This window comes from Enterococcus sp. DIV0574, from assembly GCF_051711125.1.
Taxonomy (GTDB): Bacteria; Bacillota; Bacilli; order Lactobacillales; family Enterococcaceae; genus Enterococcus_D; species Enterococcus_D gallinarum.
The window spans coordinates 2,228,094-2,244,761 of record NZ_JBIOMA010000001.1; the positions used below are offsets into that span (position 1 = coordinate 2,228,094).

The 16,668-nt window shown below is 34.9% G+C and carries 16 protein-coding genes; all 16 read right to left on the minus strand.

Annotated features, from left to right (window positions below):
- Positions 1–10 precede the first annotated feature (10 nt).
- The 16 genes from IGJ45_RS10765 to IGJ45_RS10840 all read right to left on the minus strand — a co-directional run bounded on the left by IGJ45_RS10765 (position 11) and on the right by IGJ45_RS10840 (position 16,647).
- Positions 11–868, minus strand: coding sequence for a PTS system mannose/fructose/sorbose family transporter subunit IID (locus IGJ45_RS10765; RefSeq protein ID WP_005470996.1), 858 nt, complete (start codon positions 866–868; stop codon positions 11–13).
- Complete coding sequence (locus IGJ45_RS10770) at positions 869–1,630, minus strand: PTS sugar transporter subunit IIC (protein ID WP_349703845.1); 762 nt, start codon at positions 1,628–1,630, stop codon at positions 869–871.
- Between the two features lie 665 nt (positions 1,631–2,295).
- A complete protein-coding gene (locus IGJ45_RS10775; protein WP_349703846.1) occupies positions 2,296–3,693 on the minus strand; it encodes an oligosaccharide flippase family protein in 1,398 nt (465 codons plus the stop codon).
- Between the two features lie 76 nt (positions 3,694–3,769).
- Positions 3,770–4,843 (minus strand): polysaccharide pyruvyl transferase family protein, encoded by a 1,074-nt coding sequence (locus IGJ45_RS10780; protein ID WP_349703847.1) that lies wholly within the window; start codon positions 4,841–4,843, stop codon positions 3,770–3,772.
- Positions 4,797–5,834 carry a glycosyltransferase gene (locus tag IGJ45_RS10785; RefSeq protein WP_349703848.1) on the minus strand — a complete coding sequence of 346 codons (1,038 nt, stop codon included), beginning with the start codon at positions 5,832–5,834 and terminating at the stop codon, positions 4,797–4,799. The genes IGJ45_RS10780 and IGJ45_RS10785 overlap by 47 nt, the downstream gene beginning before the upstream one ends.
- Complete coding sequence (locus IGJ45_RS10790) at positions 5,824–7,086, minus strand: hypothetical protein (RefSeq protein ID WP_349703849.1); 1,263 nt, start codon at positions 7,084–7,086, stop codon at positions 5,824–5,826. The genes IGJ45_RS10785 and IGJ45_RS10790 overlap by 11 nt, the downstream gene beginning before the upstream one ends.
- Positions 7,070–8,086, minus strand: a complete 1,017-nt coding sequence (locus IGJ45_RS10795) for a glycosyltransferase (RefSeq protein ID WP_349703850.1) — start codon at positions 8,084–8,086, stop codon at positions 7,070–7,072. Before IGJ45_RS10795 ends, IGJ45_RS10790 begins: the two co-directional genes overlap by 17 nt.
- 9 nt (positions 8,087–8,095) lie before the next feature.
- A complete protein-coding gene (locus IGJ45_RS10800; protein WP_349703851.1) occupies positions 8,096–9,241 on the minus strand; it encodes a glycosyltransferase family 4 protein in 1,146 nt (381 codons plus the stop codon).
- A gap of 3 nt (positions 9,242–9,244) precedes the next feature.
- Positions 9,245–10,075, minus strand: a complete 831-nt coding sequence (locus IGJ45_RS10805; protein ID WP_349703852.1) for an NAD-dependent epimerase/dehydratase family protein — start codon at positions 10,073–10,075, stop codon at positions 9,245–9,247.
- Positions 10,072–10,686 carry a sugar transferase gene (locus IGJ45_RS10810; RefSeq protein WP_041118904.1) on the minus strand — a complete coding sequence of 205 codons (615 nt, stop codon included), beginning with the start codon at positions 10,684–10,686 and terminating at the stop codon, positions 10,072–10,074. The genes IGJ45_RS10805 and IGJ45_RS10810 overlap by 4 nt, the downstream gene beginning before the upstream one ends.
- Before the next feature lie 11 nt (positions 10,687–10,697).
- Entirely contained in the window at positions 10,698–12,515 is a 1,818-nt protein-coding gene (locus tag IGJ45_RS10815; protein WP_349703853.1) for a polysaccharide biosynthesis protein, read from the minus strand.
- A 12-nt stretch (positions 12,516–12,527) separates the two neighbouring features.
- A complete protein-coding gene (locus IGJ45_RS10820) occupies positions 12,528–13,292 on the minus strand; it encodes a tyrosine-protein phosphatase (protein WP_349703854.1) in 765 nt (254 codons plus the stop codon).
- A gap of 20 nt (positions 13,293–13,312) precedes the next feature.
- On the minus strand, positions 13,313–14,017 hold the full coding sequence (locus IGJ45_RS10825; RefSeq protein WP_409531456.1) for a CpsD/CapB family tyrosine-protein kinase: 705 nt from the start codon (positions 14,015–14,017) through the stop codon (positions 13,313–13,315).
- Positions 14,018–14,028: 11 nt separating this feature from the next.
- Positions 14,029–14,808, minus strand: coding sequence for a YveK family protein (locus IGJ45_RS10830; RefSeq protein WP_349703856.1), 780 nt, complete (start codon positions 14,806–14,808; stop codon positions 14,029–14,031).
- Between the two features lie 15 nt (positions 14,809–14,823).
- On the minus strand, positions 14,824–15,756 hold the full coding sequence (locus IGJ45_RS10835; RefSeq protein WP_349703857.1) for an LCP family glycopolymer transferase: 933 nt from the start codon (positions 15,754–15,756) through the stop codon (positions 14,824–14,826).
- 27 nt (positions 15,757–15,783) lie between these two features.
- On the minus strand, positions 15,784–16,647 hold the full coding sequence (locus IGJ45_RS10840; protein ID WP_349703858.1) for a hypothetical protein: 864 nt from the start codon (positions 16,645–16,647) through the stop codon (positions 15,784–15,786).
- Positions 16,648–16,668 lie beyond the last annotated feature (21 nt).

The window sequence follows — 16,668 nt, forward strand, 5'->3', positions numbered from 1 at the left end:
TCTTTCTGATTTATAAAATTCCGATCGCTGCCAGCAATCCAACGATAACAGTCAACAATAACATCCCTTTTAGTACATTCAGACCCTTCTTTTCAAAGTAGAAGTACAAGCCCATGACCAGTGAAAGTGGTAAGATGCCTGGCAAGATAGAGTCCAGAATACTCTGTAAAGCAAATTCTCTTTCTGACAGGACAAAAGATAATGAAGATTGAATCGTCACAAACCGTGCCGCCGTCACTCCCATCATGAACATACCAAGAATCGTCAACGCTTTCATGATTAAATTGGCTCTTGTTCCGGCAATCAGTTCTCGAGCCGCTTGCCTCCCTAACCGATAACTAAAGTGGACAAATGCACGGCCATAGAGATACGTTACAACAGAAAAGACGATCCAGGGAATAACCGCACCGAACCATAAACCATCTGCAGCCCAAGGCAGTGCAATCGCAATCAATAGATACTGCAACGTGCCATTATTAATGGAATCCCCGATCCCTGCCATTGGTCCCATCAATCCGACTTTCGTTGCTTCGATCAATTCTGTTGAAACGGTCTGCTCAGAACCTGTTTCTGCCAACTCTTTGGCCCGCTGTTCTTCCAGAGATGCAGTAATCCCAGAAATGGTACTGCCGCCCCAGATCGCATCAGTGTTCCAAAAGGTCAAGTGCCGATTGTAGGCATCCCGCAAGTCTTCAGGATCTTTATAGATTTTTTTAAGCAGAGGCGTCAATGCATACATCAACGCTGGTGCGACTTGTCGCTCATAGGTGCGAGGGATCTCGTTCATCCAGTACCAGCGATTCCAAATCTGGTTCAGTTCCTTTTTAGTCAGTCCATTGTTTTCAGTCGAAGTATTCTCTGCATCCATCTAGGCTGCCTCCTTTGCATTGATCATAATCATGGTGTAAATGCCTGCAGTCACGATACCCAGTACAGCCCAAGTAACCATGGTGATTCCTAAATCTTTCAAAATAATCGTTAAGAAGAATGCCAAAAAGAAAAAGAACATATCGGTCTTTTGACCAATGATCCGAATCAAAATCGCGATCCCAACAGCTGCTAACGCACTGGCGACAACATCCAGTATATGAAAGACAACCTTGCCTTCCAATTGTGTCACAACATTAGCTATCGAATCTGCCCCAAAATATAAAGCGATAAACAATACCGGCACATGAGTCAGCATCGTCAATAGGGTTGGCAACAGACCGATTGCAAAAGTAAATTTCTTATCCTCCAGATTATTGACCACCCGATCAATGTATTTGGTCACAAAAGAATTCACGATAATTTTTAATGTATATAAATAACTTCCTAGAATTCCGACGGGAATCGCGATTGCTACTGCCGCTGTCGGCTCTAGATTACCCAAGATAGCGACTGCTGTAGCCACAGTTCCCGAGACAGCCGGTTCTGTTGCCATCTGGCCGCCTGGCGCAATCTGACCCATAGAAATCAATTGGATAGCTGCACCAACCGTTACCCCTTGGGCAACATCTCCCAGAACGACACCGACAAATAAACTCGTCATAAGCGGACTAAACCGCAAATTCAAGCCGGCATACCCGAAGAAGCGGGCTTGAATCAACGCCACCCAAATTGAGATGATCAACGCCTGGATCACTGACATATTTTTTCCTCCGTTTCTAATTCTATCAATACCAACAGTGAAAGATGAAAGGCGAATAGAAACCAAATCTTGCTTTTTACCTAGGATGAAAGCATTTCTTGATCCGCCAACAAAAGCAGCTTCCAATAACGAAACAGCGTCCCATTCCCATGAAAACCCCTCGATCAAGAAACAGCAAAAAAGGCATCAGACCAGCGTGTCCAATGCCTTTGACATAGCGAAATAAACCTCAGGAAAAACGTGAAAATTTCAAAAAATTGCACAAAGCGACTAGTAATCGCTATCAACTTTCGGTAAAATAAACACGTTGGTTCCTTCGGGAAACAACTATGGCAACTTGATTGGTCAGCTGTGTAAACGTGGTGACTGATCAGGGCTTTCTACAGGTGCGCCAACACCCGTAGAAAGTGCCTTTTTTATTTGGTTTCTATTCCATTTCATCATATAGAAAGCGTTACCTTTTGGCAAGAGGGAACATACGTTTTCGTGGAGTTTTTTTGAGGGGATTTTTTTGGGAAAGAAAAAGAAGATACGGGGTATCTTCTTTGGGGTGGTATAGATTTTCGAGTTAAAAGAAAATACGAATGAGTGTAGCTTAGCCGTATACATTATTTTAGCTAGTCGTTTCTATTAACTAGTAAGAAAAGATGTTCCAAAATATACTCCTAAAGGATTTTTTTTAATATCATTTTTAAATCAAAATTCTTTAATGCTACTATTATTATTACAAGAAAAAATATTATTTGTAAAATATAATAAGATGAATGATCTACAAATAATTGTGACAAAATAATTTGAATAGATAGAAGAACAATTAAAATAATAGTACTTTTGTTTATTGTAATTGGCACCATTTTCTTTGTTTGGAGTTGTCTATGAATCCAAATATAAAGAAAGCTTATTACTTGAGAAATTACTGCCCCATATAAGCCTAATGTTGGAATCAGAAGTAAGTTTATAATAAAAGAAATCAGTGCTCCAAAAAATGATGTTGTAAATACCCCAGTAGTATTCATAGACGCTGTATATGTTGTACCAACAAAACCAGAGAAAGATGCAAAAACTGTTGACAACAGAAGTATAGGGATAAACCGCCAGGCTTCATAAAACTCGTTTGAAACAATTATACTCATTAAAGGTCTTATAGAAAGTGTAATCAATGATGCAACCAAAATCATAAAAATTGAAAGATACTTAAAAATTAAAGAATAGTATTTTTCTTTATTTTCAGAATTATACTCTTCTATTGCAGATAATTGCCAAGCTTGAAAAAATATTGTATATAAAATATTAAGTATCCCGGGTATCTTAGATGAAACCGCAAATATTCCATTAGCTGCATTTCCTAAAAAGTAAACAATAAAAAGTTTACTAGAAGCATTCATTATCCACCACATTATAGAGTTAGGAATTAAAGGAACACTAAATTTCAACATTTCCAGAAAAAGATTTTTCTCTTTTTTTAAACTTATTGAGAATATTGACAAATCGAGTTTACTATTATAACTTAAAAAAATTATAGAGAAAACATTAGAAATAATAATGGAACTTAAATAGCCTGATATGCCATACTTAAAAATAACTAATAATACAACATTGCTTACTGTTAAGATAATTGTCATTAATATACCATTTAATGAAAATATCTTTACTTTACCTATTCCACGAATATATTGAGCAAAAAGTGTCTGAAATATTTGAGAAATTAAAATTAAACTCAAATAGATTAAGATAATATTTCTCGTAAATAAATACAATACTATTGAAAGGCTTATTGTAATTAAAGATCCAATTAGTGAGATCCATACCGATAAGTTCAATACTTTGTGGCTATCTATATTTTCCATAGAGAACCTAAGGGTAGATTCATATATACTTAAACTAATAATAGGTACAAGCATTGTAGAAATTGTCGTAACCAAATCAACTGTACCATATTCACTATTTGATAAAACGTAAGTGTATAGTGGAAGCAATAAAAATGTAATCAATTTGCTTCCTATATTTCCAATTGCGAAAATCAACGAATTGTTAATTAATTTTCTATACTTATTCTGTACCATTTTTTTGCCTTTCGTAATCTGAATAATTTACTTGTTAAGAAATTCCATTGTTTTATATTTAAAGTAAGCATGAGTATCAGCTTGTGAATCTAATGCTAATCTCGTTAGCTAAAGTACTAAAATCTTTCGAAAAATCTTTCATTTTAGGTTTAATTTTACTTAGTTTCTCAGAGGCACTTTTAAAGTCCTCAAAACTACTAACCATCTCAATGTAATTACAATCTTTTAACCAATAATCATATGTCTCACGAATTTTATGATTATTATTTTCGAAAACAATACAAGGAGTTTTAGTTATATAAGAAAATATCATTCCATGTAACCTATCAGTTATCGCAAGTTCATGAGCAGCAATTTCATTCCATTTTTCAAATAAAAATTCTTCTCTGTTAGAGGAATCAATCTTATTATTATATTTTGGTCCAATATGAGTATCAGAGTCTGTTATTTTTTTAAAATTTATTGTCAAATACTTGTTAATCTCAGTTAAAATTTGGGCAGATATCTTTTTTTCTTGATCGTTTCTGAAAAGAGTGATGACGCCTTCTCTCCTGTTACCTTTTAGCCTTTCAGTAATATCAAGTGAAAAAACTATATCTGGAACTAAAAACACTTTATTTTTAAAATTGTTCTTAATTATTTCATAGCTTCTTGGTTCTCTTGCAAATATCAACAGATTTTTTCTATTTGAATATATTTTACTGCTTAATTCTAATTCGTAATTTCCTTTCTTGTCATTTGAAAAAAAAATTGATTGAGGAAACATAATAATTTTTACATCTGGAAATTTCTTCAAAACTGTTCTCCTAAAAGATTCAGCTGAAGGATATAGTGTACCGAAGTTACCACCGCCATGAAAAAAAAGGATAGTCGAATGATTTTCAACGTCATGATGTAAAGCTTTTAAGCATTTTGTTGCCTCAAAATCCAATAACGAAGATAGATTATAACCTGTATGTTTTTTTATAAATTGATGTTCAGCATAAGCAATGGCTTGGTCTCCAAGATTTCCATGTGAAACTTCATCAAGAAGAACAACCGGTGTTTCTGGGTGAAAAGAATTCTTATCTCCAATTAAATAATCTATTTTGTTTTTTAAATTTCTACGATTTTGTTTCAATATTTCTAATATTAACTCTAATTGATTCATTATATTTCCTTTCCTTACTAAAAAAAATTTTTTCCTTAAATAAGTAATATTCTTTAAGTATTTTATAAATAATAATAGAATTATAGTTTTTTCGTACTATTTCAGAAATCGAAAGAGATTTCATGAAATATCTCAAAGACATAATAAAATTTCTTTTAGAAAGATATTCTTTTGATATATTGAGCATTTTCATGCTTTCTTCATATTTCAACAAGTTATCTTCATCACTCAACTCTATAAGATAATTCTCATGAGAATATTGATCGTCATTACCAAGTACTCTCTCTTTAAATAATTTTCTAATATAAAAATCGGTAAATATCTTTCTATAGTGATTTGAATTAGTCATACTATTACCTCTAATCCTATAATAAATTAAAGGCACATCAATTGTAGCGATGTTAAGATTATTGGATATCAGCCTCAGCCATAAATCATAGTCTTCAGCAGTATCAATTTTTCTGTAACCACCAACAGAAACGATATCTTTCTTTACAAAAAGAACACTTGGATGGATAATAAATGAACCCTTAGGGAGAATTTTTTTGCAAGCTTGTGGAGTTATAGGTATGGATGGCTTCTTTTTAATTATTTCATTTTCTTCATCAATATATATACAGTTTGAACTCACCAAAGAAATTTCTGGATTTTTTTTTAAGAAATCGATTTCTACTTTTAGTCTATCTGGCATGCTAATATCATCAGCATCCATTCTAGCAATATATTTACTAGATGCATTTTTTAGACCAATATTTAGTGAAGAAGCTAGTCCCATATTCTCCAAGTTTTTTATATATTTTATTCTTTGATCTTTTCTTTTATAATCTCTCAATTGATTGTCCAATTTATTATTATCAGGGTTATCATTTATTAAAATTAACTCAAAATTAGCAAACGACTGATTAAGTATTGAGTTAATTGCTAAATCAATTTGATCTTCTGTTTCATTGTAAGTAGACATAATTACTGAAATTTCATATTTATTCTCCAATTCCATATGCCTCCTTAGTCGTATACAAGTCCTTTATTATTTTCTTTAAGACAATTAAACCAAGTAATATTAAACCACCTCGACTCGCTTCTCCCTTATAGTTAGCTATGCACCACGTAACAATGAATATTATGAGTAAAACAAAACGTTCATTTTTTTTAGTAACAAAAGATAATTTGGCAAAGTAACAAAATTGAGATACATAGAGGATGACACAATAAATTATCCCCCCAAGATATAAATCATTAACAAATCCTATATCTGAATGTGGAAGTCCTTTAGTATTTCCATACAGTCTAAAACCTTCTCCAAAAATCAAATGTACTCCCACAGGAAGCTGAAACATCATATCAAGAGTAGAAAATGTACCAGTTGCCTCTTTTTTGAAAAAGAGATAATATATTTCTTCAAAAGAAGAATATATCCAATCATAAGTCTTAGGATTTAAAGTCTTCAAAACGTTAATCATTATAAACCCACTCAAGAAGACAATAATAATGACTTTAATAGAATCATAAATTTTCGAATAGTTACTTAAGTTATAAGCGAAAAAAACAAAAAAAGTTAAAACAATTGATAAAATAAGTCCAGTTCTTCCATTTAATACAATTGCTACTAAAATTAATGGCAAAAATCTATATAAATTTATCTTTTTAAATAATGATAAGTAAACTCCTATAGAAACAAGAAAACCATGATAAATCGGTGTAAAAAAAGTATAATCAGAACTCAATCCAAATATTCTCATTGCTGATATAAAATAATTTTCCTCAGCACCTAAATAGTATAATCTCAAAGCTATCTCTTTTAGAGGTGGAAATAATAGCATGAAAATACTTATTACACCTTGCGCTGCTGCCAACCGAAATATAGTTACCAACTGGATATCATATTTACTAGTTTTTTTTAACTGCTGTAACAAGAAAAATATTACACAAACTTGAGCAATAATGTAAGTATTCTGGGCAAATCTTGTATCTTCTGAATTCAGAATTGCGACAAAAGCAAAATACGCACTCGCAATAAAAATAAAAGCAAATAAACTATATGTATCCTTATCTATAATGAGACTTGTTTTTTTTTCTAAAGATAATAACATTAAGTTATAAAATAACATCAAAATAAATGCTACTAGAGTAATGTATTGACTCCGTATTGGTAATCCAAACATTAAAAAGAATTCTGGTGTATAAATAAAATAAAAAATCAGCATTGATATCAGAAAATTTGTTAGTCTAGACTTCTTTATCATATTTATACATCTCCTTTACTATTGTTTGCCATTTTGTTTCATCTGTGTATTGCTCCGAAAATTTTCTTGCATTGTCGGAATACGAATAATAATCAGAATCTATAATATTCTTCAATTCATAAATAAATTCAGTTGAAAGAAAATCCTTTACTACTATACCTTGATTCACTTGAAGTAAGTCTGTGACTCCTCCTATTCGGCGAGTAATTATTGGAACTCCTTGCGACATTGACTCTATAGCGGCTAAACTAAAGCCTTCGTAATTTGAGGTAATGACTAAAAACTTACTTTTCACAATTATATTAAAAGGATCCGTATTAAATCCTAAAAATTTTATGTTAAGTTTTCTTTCCTCAACTTCTTTTTCTAAAATATTTTTTAAAGATCCATCTCCACAAATTGCTGCATCACAAGTAAAAAATTTATTAAACTTTTCAATAAAGTCTAAGAATAAAAATGGATTTTTCTCGTTCTCTAGCCTACCTAAAAATAAAAAATCATATACTTTTTTTTCATCTTTGATTTTTTTGGGAATTTCAACGTAATTATCAATAATTTTCACTTGATTAAGTGTTCCTAATGTAAAAAGTTTGCTATTTTTTATTTCCTTTGAAGTTACAATAATCTTATTGAAATGTTTTGTTCTATTTCTGTAAACAATAGTTTTAAGATTATCTTTATATATCCAATTTGGCGATTGGTGTAAGTGCGATATTATCCTACACTTATTTGAGAAAAAAGAGGATAAAATACTGGCTTTAAAATCATGTGCATGTATAATATCAATTTTGTAAGACTTAATAATCTTACTCAACTCAAAGTATGATATCTTTGAAAATTGGATGAAATCAACATTTTTTAGACTCAGATAATTTTCTATATCACCACTTGGAGAGCAATAAAAGCATTTATTCGTTTTATTTGAAAATTCAATAATGTTTATTGCAACTTTTTCTGCACCTCCTAATTTATTACTGGTAAGTAAATGTAATATATTCACTATTTTCTCTTACCTTTCTTCAATTATTGTTTTGTAAATCTTTTTCATATTTTGATTTACGATAGACGTATCATATTTTTTAACTTTGTCCAAATTATATTCTTCGTACTTTTCTCTTAAATTTCTATCTTTTACAATCAACTCGATAGCTCTTGCCATACCTTCAGTATCGTCGGGATTAATAAGTATTCCGCCTTTGTTGTCATCTATCAAATCAGTATTTCCCCTTACATTACTACATATAACAGGCAATGGGACAGCCATAGCTTCCATGAGTGATACAGGAAGTCCTTCCTGATACGATGGAAATACAAAGCAATCTGCTTGTTTTAAATATTTAACAACATTTTCTTGAAACCCTAAAAAAACAATATTTTCTGAAACTTTAAGTTTGTTTGCAAGATCTTTCAGCTGATTTTCTAACTCACCTAAACCGCATATCAAATATTGAATATCATCAATATTTATTCTCGTTTTTAATAATGCTAAACTTTCTATCACTAACCTATGGTTTTTACGGTGTGATAATTGCCCAATACTTATAAGATTAAATTTCCCGTGATAGTCACTTTTGGGTACAGAACTTATTTTATCAACATCAATACCGATACCTGGCACATATTCCACTCTTTTTGTCTTCATTTTGCTTCTAGAAATGTTATAGTCTTCTTCATTAATTGTTATAATACAATCGGTAATTTTAGACAAATATCTCTCAATTGGATAATAGATAAACCATTTTTCTTTGCTGGCACCTTTAAAAAAGTGAAATCCATGTGCTGTGTAGATAACTTTGAGTCCTTTATGTCTGTATTTTGCTGCAGAAATTCTTGCTATAACCCCACCTATGGGGGAATGACAGTGAATCAACTTGTACTGATTCTCATCAATAATGTTTTTTAAAATTGAGTAAGATATGTATATATCTTTCAATTTCGTTATATTTCTTGGAATTGGTATATCGTAATACTTAATATTTTTATCTTCTAATTCTTCTTTAAATTTATTTACTCTATTACTAGAAGTGATACTCCCATTTTGAAAATTACAAGCAACCTCCACCGTATATCCCAAGTCTTGTAAAATTTGTATGTTATTCATATTGAACAAATCAATCATAGACGCTACAGATGCTACCATCAGCACTTTTTTCATTTTTTAACAATCCTTTTCATATACTAAATTACCAAAAGCTTTATTAACTAATTTCCCAATTTTCCCAGGAAAATATCCTAAAAGATAAATGAACCAATTCAACCATGAAAACAAGTAAATCTTTTTTCCACTTTCAAGTGCAAGATCTCTAACCATATAACTTGTCCTAACATAATTTTCATCCTGGGGGAAAAATACCCCGTTATCTGAGGAGTCGACTCTAAATTTGATAAATTCACATAATCTATCAATGTTTAGCATTGAACGTTCATTTTTTATGTTTGGAAAAAGTGGAAGTTTATTAGCTATTTTTATTAATTGCTGATAATTTCCTTTACTACCCTCACCATAAATCATTGGTGGACGAATAATTGCGAGATAAAAATTTTCGCTTTGAAGTAATGTTAATTGTTTTTCAGCCTGCCATTTACTGTCCCCATAAAAATTAGATGGATTTGGTTCAGTTTCGGGTGTTATTACCCTTTTTTTATTGATATTTGTTTCTTCACCATAGATGATAATTGAACTCATATAAATAAACTGTCCAATTCTTCCATTTAAATCATTCTTATACTTTTTAGCTGTTTCAACAGCTAAATCACAATTTACTTTATAATAAAGTTGTTTGGTTTCTTCACTTACTTTTGAAACATCGGCATGGGCTATCCCAGCTACATGAAAAACAGACTCATAATGAGAAAAATCTTTTGCTTTCCAAAGGTCGCCATGCATATCCAATGTATCGATTTGGTACTCGTCACCAAACTGCTTCATCCAATTCTCGAAAGAGGTGCCAATGTAACTGTTCGCGCCAGTTATTAAAATCCGTTTCATTCCACATCCTCCTTCTTCATCGTTCCGGTACCACCTTCGACGACACCATCACTTTTAAATACAGAGGTAATCGTTCCAAAGAAACATTTAACATCCATTCCAAAACTAATGTGTTCTGTATAATACCCATCAAGCTTAGCTTTTTCCTGTATCTCTAGCTCATCACGTCCACTGATTTGAGCCAGTCCAGTCAATCCTGGACGAATGTCATTTGCCCCATATTTATCTCGTTCTTCAATCAAATCGTATTGATTCCATAATGCCGGACGCGGACCAATCACTGCCATATCACCTTTTAGAATATTAAAAAGCTGCGGCAGTTCATCTAAACTAGTTTTTCGCAAGAATTTCCCAACTTTTGTGATAAAAAAATCAGGATTCTCTAACAAATGAGTCGGCATTTCTTTTGGAGTATCAACTTTCATCGTGCGAAACTTGTAGATATTAAAATGACTTTTGTCTTTACCAACTCGCTTTTGTTTGAAAATAATCGGTCCTTTTGAATCTACTTTAATTGCTAGACACAAGATCAAAAAAATCGGGGAAAGAATGATTATCCCTGCTAAGGACAGCAAAAAGTCGATCCCTCGCTTTACCCTATCTTTGTACACTTGATCCACTCCTATTTATTTGAAGCATTGGCAAAAGCAACAACATCTTTTGCTAGCTGTTTGTCATCATCAGATAATTGTTCAACAAATTCCATCACTTCTGCTATTGAATAGCCAGTGATATTGCCAACAAAAATTTTCTCAAACACGGCTTCATCGTTTCGTTCTTTATCTAAAAGCAGTTCTTCATAGAGTTTTTCCCCGGGACGGATCCCTGTCTCAATAATCTCTATTTCATCTTCACTATACCCGCTCAATCGAATCATATTTTTTGCTAAATCAATGATTTTGACTGGCTCACTCATATCTAGAATAAAGATTTCTCCACCTTTAGCTAAAGCTCCTGATTGAATCACTAATCGGCTGGCTTCCGGAATCGTCATAAAATAGCGCGTCATGCGAAAATCCGTGATGGTAATTGGTCCGCCATTTGCGATTTGTTCCCGAAACACGGGAATCACACTTCCTCGAGAGCCTAACACATTCCCAAAACGGACAGCCGAAAATTTCGTACATCCTGCTTCATTTAATCCGGTAACGATCATTTCGGCGATTCGTTTCGTCGCTCCCATGACATTCGGAGGATTATTTGCTTTGTCTGTAGAAACCATAACGAAGTTTTTTACTTTGGCTGCTTTAGCAGCTTCTGCCACATTTTTAGTTCCGTAGACGTTGTTTTTAACGGCTTCTCTTGGATTGTACTCCATCAATGGCACATGTTTATGGGCCGCAGCATGATAAACAATTTCCGGTTGATAATCTTCCATGATCGCAAAGATTTTCTTACGGTCTTGGATGTCTGCAATGATAGGAACGATTTCCGTAACACACTCTGAGTAGTTGTTCCTTAATTCGCGATCAATTAAATAGATCGAGTTTTCTCCGTGACCCAGTAACAATAGCCTACGAGGGTTGAAGCGGATTACTTGACGACAAATCTCTGAACCGATTGATCCCCCGGCACCTGTTACTAGGATCGTTTTTCCTGTGATTTGATCTTTGATGGCATCAATGTCCAACTGGACTTCATCTCGTCCTAATAAGTCAACCACATCGATTTCTTTTAAGCGAGAAAGATTGATTTTTCCTGAAGCGACTTCTTCCATTGACGGCATACTATTTACTTTTACATGTAACGGCTCGATCAATTCAAAAATTTCACGAAGCTTTTTCCGGGAAAGAGATGGAATCGCTATAGTGATCATAGCAATTTCATATTTTTCAACTAGTTCAGGTAAGTCTTTGATAGAGCCAAGTACTTTCTTGCCAGAAAGATAGGTGTGTCTTTTGTTCGGATCATCATCAATGAACCCAACGACATTGATATCCCCGGCAGTCTTTGATCCTAACAAACTATTATAGAGAATTCGACCACCCTCGCCAGCTCCTAGAATCAAGGTATTCTTTACTTCTTCACTAGGTATGCAGCGGCTGTTTTTCTTCTCAATGTACAATCGCCAAACTAATCGGCTAGCAATAATAAAGAACATCGAAAGAAAGTATGTTGAGACTACTAGTCGCATACTATAATTTTCTTTACTAAAAAAAAGAATAATGATCGTTGCAAATGAACTTAATGTCAACGCTAAAAAGATAGCGATCATTTCTCGCAGATTCGTGTAACGATTGATTCTGGAAAAAACGCGGAAAATCCAACCAAATAGCCAGTATAAGACAATTGAAAGGATAATTGAAATTTGCATGAAATCCATTGGAATACTAACAAATGGTTTCATAAAATAATACGAAGCAATATTGGCAAAAACCAATAAGATGCTGTCCACTAGAATCAACGTGGCTATTTTTCTTCTTCTTGTTAATTCAAACAACCCAAAAGCCCCCTAAAATAACCCAAACTTTTTCTTTTTTATCATTGTGTATTCTGGATAATCGATCTGATCCCCATTTATCAAATCTTTCGCCACTTGTTTCATTAAAGTTACTTTGTTTGGTTCAATATCTTTGGCGATCTGCTCATACGCTTCCTTCATATAAAAAGTCCGTTTATTGACTCCATGAGCATCTGACGCTACCATCTGAACCAAATTGTGTTCAACCATTATTTTCGCTGTTTTTTGAATATCTTTCCCAAAAACTCCCATATAGCTTGGAGCTGTCAATTGTGCTAAGCACCCCATTTCTAGGAATGGAAGCAAATTATTTGGATCTTTTCTAAAATAGGCGTTTCGCTCTGGATGCACGATAACTGGTGTCTTTCCAAGACTCTTCAACTCAAAAAAGACTTGTTCGGAATAAGTTGGTACTTCCATTGTAGGAAATTCTATCAAAATATACGTATCGTCCAGATCCGTAAATAAAATCTCATCATTACGAATATCCTCAATTAAATCTCCTGTTATCCGTACCTCTTGTCCTTCTAATACGGTCAACGGCAAATTTCGCTGGTCTAATTCTGATTGCAAAGAAGAGACCAACGAAATAACGTCAGATTTTGGATTGTGATATTTCCCGTTGTTGTGATGTGGCGTACACAGGATGTGAGTGATTCCTTGACTAATGGCTTTTTCTGCCATCGCAATACTTGCTTCCATCGTTTCGGCACCATCATCGATACCAGGTAAAATATGACAATGTAAATCAATCATTTCGTTCGTCTCCTAATTCATTAATTCCCGTAATAATAGTAATAGCCAGCATCTTTGCTGTTTTCTGCCCCGTTGTAGACTACCCCTAATACGCGAGCTTGCACCATATTCAATAATTCCTTTGCTTTTGTTAATGGCTCTTTGCGGGAAACATTTTCGCGCACAACGAGAATCGTCCCATCCGCTTTGGACGCCATGATCTGGGCGTCCGTTACTGCCACTACTGGCGGCATATCAAAAATCACGATGTCATAGAGTTTCTTTGCTTCCACCATCACTTGGTTCATTCTAGATGATCCCAATAATTCCGATGGGTTTGGTGGTTTAGGACCACTTGGTAAAATGGAGAGATTGTCGATCACTGTTTGTTGGGCTGCCTCAGCTAGATTCGTTGAAGTGCTCAAAACTGTACTAACGCCCACATTATTCAGTAAATTAAACGTTTTGTGGACGGTGGGTTTCCGCATATCTGCATCCACTAACAATACTCGTTGACCTGATTTTGCAAAGACCACTGCTAGGTTCGCAGATGTGGTCGATTTGCCTTCGCCTGGTCCCGAAGAAGTGACGACTAATGTTTTTATTTGTTGATCCGCTGAAGACGCAAATTGAATATTGGTTCGAATCGTCCGATATTGCTCTGAAATAGGAGAAGAAGGATCCACTAAAGTGATCAGACTTACTGCATGGGTTTGGGTCCCTTTACGTTCTTGTTGTTTAGCCATGTCTCTTCCTCCTATACTCTCGAACGGCTGCGACGAGATTCCGTCGTTTTGTCATTCGTTGGTTTCTTCAAAGTTGGTCTTGTTGGTTTCTTTTGGATCGTCGCATTCAATTCTTTTTGCGACATTTGCGGTACTGTCCCTAAAATTGTATAACCAATCGTATCGGTAACAAATTTGTCGTCTTTTACGGTACGATCTAATAATTCAAATAAGAAAGCAAGTCCGACACCGACCATCAGTCCTAAAACTAAGCCAATCACTAGATTTAATTTGTTGTTTGGCGATACCGGCGATGTGCTGGCAACAGCACTTGAAATGATGGAAATTTTGTCCACATTCATGACATCTTTGGCGTTTTCCTGAAAGACTAGTGCTGTGGTATTAGCAATTTTTTGTGCGGTCACAGCATTCGGATTGGTTGCTTGAATCGAAAACATTTGGGAATTTTGAGATTGATTGACTGAAATCGCGTCTTTGATTTCTCCAGCCGTCATTTTGACATTGCTTTCTGATTCCAGACGATCTTTGACTTCGTTCAATACTAAGTCACTGACGATCATGTCTTTATACGTATTGATCATTTGCAGATTGGTATTGACATCATTGACATTTGCGGTTTCCGATTGCGGCAGTGTCACGATCAATTGGGCTTGTGAACTATACTTTGGTGTGATCACAAAGAAGGTTGCAATTCCCGCAAGTGCCAAGCCGGCAAACATGGCAATTATGATTGAAGCCAAGTGTTTTCGCAAGACTTCAAATATCTCTTTTAAGCTAATTGTTTCTTCCATTTCTTCTCCACTTTCTTATTCATTCTCTAGATTTAATTGTTCTTTCAGTTCTGTTTGAACTCGATTCAGTTCTTCCTCACTAACCCGTTGGTAGGAAATGCCATCTTGCATGAAGCCTTCCCCTTTAAGTTGATCTTGTTTGATCGTTTTGAAAGCATCCCGATAATCCAATGCAATCGTCCGCATATTATCAAAACTCATATCTGTCTTCATATTGCTTTCGACAGCACTCAAGATATCTTGGTATTTGCTGACGCCATCAAAGCTCAACACTTTCTTAGCAATTCCCTCAACGATTTTGCGTTGTCGTTCTTGACGGCCATAATCGCCATTGGGATCTTCATGCCGCATACGGGAATACGCCAATGCTTGATCGCCATCTAGAGTGATTTTTCCAATCGTGAAATCATAATTGTCTTGACTAAAAGTCAGGTCATTATTGACCTCAATGCCTCCCACGGCATCTACCAATTCTTTCAGACCGGCCATATTGATTGAGATATAATGATCCACGGGAATATCTAAATATTTTTGCACGGTATCCATCGACATTGCAGGACCACCAAATGCATAGGCATGATTGATTTTGTCTTTCGTACCATGACCGACAATGTCCACATAAGTATCCCGAGCAATACTAACGATCGTTGTTTGTTGATCTTCTGGACTAACCGTCGCTACCATCATCGTATCTGAACGGCCTTGATCGACACGTCCCAAGTCCCCAGTATCGATCCCCATCAATAGAACTGAAAAGGACTCTTGTTTTTCTAAATCAACAGGATTTTCCCGTTTCTTTTCATCTTGTGAACGCTCCACCGACTCATAGGTCTTTTGGATCGAACCGGAAAGATCCATGTATAACTTGGCGCCGATTCCTACCACACCGATCACGAGTACAGCAACGATTCCAAAAATAATCAAAAAAATCTTTTTTCCTTTTGACATAATTATTCCTCCAGTTGGCTCTTCCTATCAGTAATAGGATTCTGAATCTGTTTCTGAACTATCCGTCATACTATCTGAATAGCCATCACCAGTCGTTGCCGTATCTGTTGTATTGCCGTAATAACCAGCATAGCCCATTTGTGAAGCAACGGTTTCTGCAAGCTTGGTATATTTTTCTTTCAAGTCTTTATTGCGAATTTTGCTGATGCTGTCAACGGCTGATAAGTAGTTCTCGTAGGTCACTGCATCCGTCACTTTATCGTCTTTCAGCATACGATCAAAGTCTTTTTGCAGTTTTGTCACGCGATCAAGTTGAGCATCTGCAAAACCAAGGTATTCTTTCACTAACGCTGTCCATTTGTCATCCTCAAAAAAATTCAAGTTTTCACGAATGCTGCCAACGTCAGTCTCTTTCAGATCTTTTTTGATGATGACGTCATTTTCGGCTTTCTGCCAGTTGGAGACGCCTTTCGTGAAGAGCTTATCGGTTGCTTCTTGGATTTTTTGCTTTGCTTCGATATCCTTCAATTCATCGTCAATGGCTTGTTTCTGCTTTTGGATCTCTTTTGCATCTGCTGGCAATGCATTCTCTTCGATGCCGTATTCTTCACCAGATACTTTGATCATGGACAACTTTCCAACGAGCTGGCTGATATCATCAGCGGTGATGCCCGCTTTTAAGAATGTTCGATCCTCATTGAGATAAAGGCTTGCGACCTCCTTCTTCAATGATGCAATACTGTCGGTCTCACTGGCGATCGCAGTTTGCGCATATTCTACCCGCTGCTGGTATTGTCGCTGATTGTTCTGGCGATATCCAACCAAACAGATGGCAACGGATCCAACACCGACTGCCACAACGGTCAAAGTCTTAAGTAACGGCTTTCCCATGAACACACTCCCTAAATTATT

Excerpts from the sequence above, each read along its gene's own strand:
- IGJ45_RS10765 (WP_005470996.1), bottom strand. The coding sequence starts at position 868 with ATGGATGCAGAGAATACTTCGACTGAAAACAATGGACTGACTAAAAAG.
- IGJ45_RS10770 (WP_349703845.1), bottom strand. The coding sequence starts at position 1,630 with ATGTCAGTGATCCAGGCGTTGATCATCTCAATTTGGGTGGCGTTGATT.
- IGJ45_RS10775 (WP_349703846.1), bottom strand. The coding sequence starts at position 3,693 with ATGGTACAGAATAAGTATAGAAAATTAATTAACAATTCGTTGATTTTC.
- IGJ45_RS10780 (WP_349703847.1), bottom strand. The coding sequence starts at position 4,843 with ATGAATCAATTAGAGTTAATATTAGAAATATTGAAACAAAATCGTAGA.
- IGJ45_RS10790 (WP_349703849.1), bottom strand. The coding sequence starts at position 7,086 with ATGATAAAGAAGTCTAGACTAACAAATTTTCTGATATCAATGCTGATT.
- IGJ45_RS10800 (WP_349703851.1), bottom strand. The coding sequence starts at position 9,241 with ATGAAAAAAGTGCTGATGGTAGCATCTGTAGCGTCTATGATTGATTTG.
- IGJ45_RS10805 (WP_349703852.1), bottom strand. The coding sequence starts at position 10,075 with ATGAAACGGATTTTAATAACTGGCGCGAACAGTTACATTGGCACCTCT.
- IGJ45_RS10820 (WP_349703854.1), bottom strand. The coding sequence starts at position 13,292 with ATGATTGATTTACATTGTCATATTTTACCTGGTATCGATGATGGTGCC.
- IGJ45_RS10825 (WP_409531456.1), bottom strand. The coding sequence starts at position 14,017 with ATGGCTAAACAACAAGAACGTAAAGGGACCCAAACCCATGCAGTAAGT.
- IGJ45_RS10830 (WP_349703856.1), bottom strand. The coding sequence starts at position 14,808 with ATGGAAGAAACAATTAGCTTAAAAGAGATATTTGAAGTCTTGCGAAAA.
- IGJ45_RS10835 (WP_349703857.1), bottom strand. The coding sequence starts at position 15,756 with ATGTCAAAAGGAAAAAAGATTTTTTTGATTATTTTTGGAATCGTTGCT.
- IGJ45_RS10840 (WP_349703858.1), bottom strand. The coding sequence starts at position 16,647 with ATGGGAAAGCCGTTACTTAAGACTTTGACCGTTGTGGCAGTCGGTGTT.